This window comes from Ornithinibacter sp. (assembly GCF_035443565.1).
Lineage (GTDB): Bacteria > Actinomycetota > Actinomycetes > Actinomycetales > Dermatophilaceae > Fodinibacter.
Genome location: NZ_DAORSO010000037.1, coordinates 20,008 through 21,551, shown reverse-complemented (window position 1 = coordinate 21,551; position 1,544 = coordinate 20,008). Strand labels below are relative to the sequence as shown.

General features: G+C 71.5%; 2 protein-coding genes. Both read right to left on the bottom strand.

What is annotated here, in order from left to right:
• The coding region (locus PLL68_RS06320) for a uridine kinase family protein (RefSeq protein ID WP_502910679.1) at window positions 1-479 on the bottom strand (479 nt) is incomplete at its 3' end.
• Between the two features lie 129 nt (window positions 480-608).
• Window positions 609-1,532 carry an aldehyde dehydrogenase family protein gene (locus tag PLL68_RS06315; RefSeq protein ID WP_324532706.1) on the bottom strand — a complete coding sequence of 308 codons (924 nt, stop codon included), beginning with the start codon at window positions 1,530-1,532 and terminating at the stop codon, window positions 609-611.
• Window positions 1,533-1,544: the final 12 nt, after the last annotated feature.

Here is a 1,544-nt window from a genome sequence, read left to right as displayed (position 1 = left end):
CGCACGAAGGTCACCGACGGTCGGTGGTGCACGCACCACGCGCTGTGCAGGATGCCGACCGACTCCAGCCGCGCGACGACCTCGGCGGCGAAGATGCCCTCGGCGAGGACGAGGTCGTCCGGGGCGGCCGTGAGCTCGCGGTGGCCGACGGCGCGGCTGGTGGAGATGTCGTAGTCGGGGGTGTCGGTGCGGCCGGTGTCGACGAGGTCGAGGAGCGCTGCGAGGGCTCGATCGGCGTCCCAGCTGTCGGGGTGGTCCCAGTCGACGATGCCGAGCTCCTCGCTGCGGGGCAGGGCCGGGTCGTCGAGGTCGCGGTAGAAGTCGTCGAGCCGGAAGATCGGCCACCCGTGGGTGCTGTTCAGGCGCGACGCCAGGCGCGACTTGCCCGATCCGCTCGGCCCGGCGAGCACGACCACCCGCTGGCGGGACGGTGAACCCGAGGATCCGGAGGCAGGGGCGGTCGTCGGGTCGTGGGCCACGGATGATCAGTCTAGGACCAACCCCCGCTCGGAACTTTCTCGCCCGGTGCTACTCGTTTCAGGTTGACACCACAAATGAAGTGGTGCCGAGCTGAAGGTTCTGGCATCGGGCGAGAAAGTGCTGCGGGGTCAGCGGCCCTTGGGGTGCCAGACCGTCTTGGTCTCCAGGAACGCCGTCAGCCGCGACAGGTCGGGGGTGGCCGAGAAGTCGGGCTCCACCGCCTCGGCCCCAGCACCGCCCGGGCGCAGCACCCGCTTGAGGTTCTCGGCGGCCGCAGCCTCGAGTGCTCCCCACTCGACGCCCTCGGCACCTGCTGCGCCGGTGAGGTCGATGGCGTTGACGTCGCGGTGCGAGGCCAGCCACGGGGCCATCTCCCCGGTGCGCCCGGTGACGAGGTTGACCACCCCACCCGGCACGTCCGAGGTCGTCAAGCACTCGGCCAGCGTGATGGCGGGCAGCGGGCGGTCCTCACTGGTCAGCACGACCGCGGTGTTGCCGGAGACGATGACCGGAGCCACCACCGACACCAGGCCGAGCAGGCTCGAGCGCTGCGGCGCCAGCACGGCCACCACACCGGTCGCCTCGGGGGCCGAGATGTCGAAGTACGGCCCCGCGACGGGGTTGAGCCCACCGAGCACCTGGGTGAACTTGTCGGCCCACCCGGCGTACCAGACCCACCGGTCGATGGCCGCGCTGACGGTCGCCTCGGCCGCGGCGGGGGACAGGCCTTCGCTGTCACGCACGTCCTGCACGAGCTGGGCCCGCCGGGACTCCATGACCTCGGCCACCCGGTAGAGCACCTGGCCGCGGTTGTATGCCGTGGCCCCCGCCCAACCCGGCTGCGCCTTGCGAGCCGCGACGACGGCATCCCGGGCGTCCTTGCGCGAGCCCATGGCGGCGTTGGCGAGGAACTTCGGTGCGCGCGCCGCTGACCCGCGACCGGAGCCGGATGCCGTGGCGAACACCTCGTAGGAACGCCCGCTCTCGCTGCGGGGGAACTTCCCGCCGATGTAGAGCTTGTACGTCTTGCGAACATCCACCCGCGCGCTCACTTGCTCGCTCCC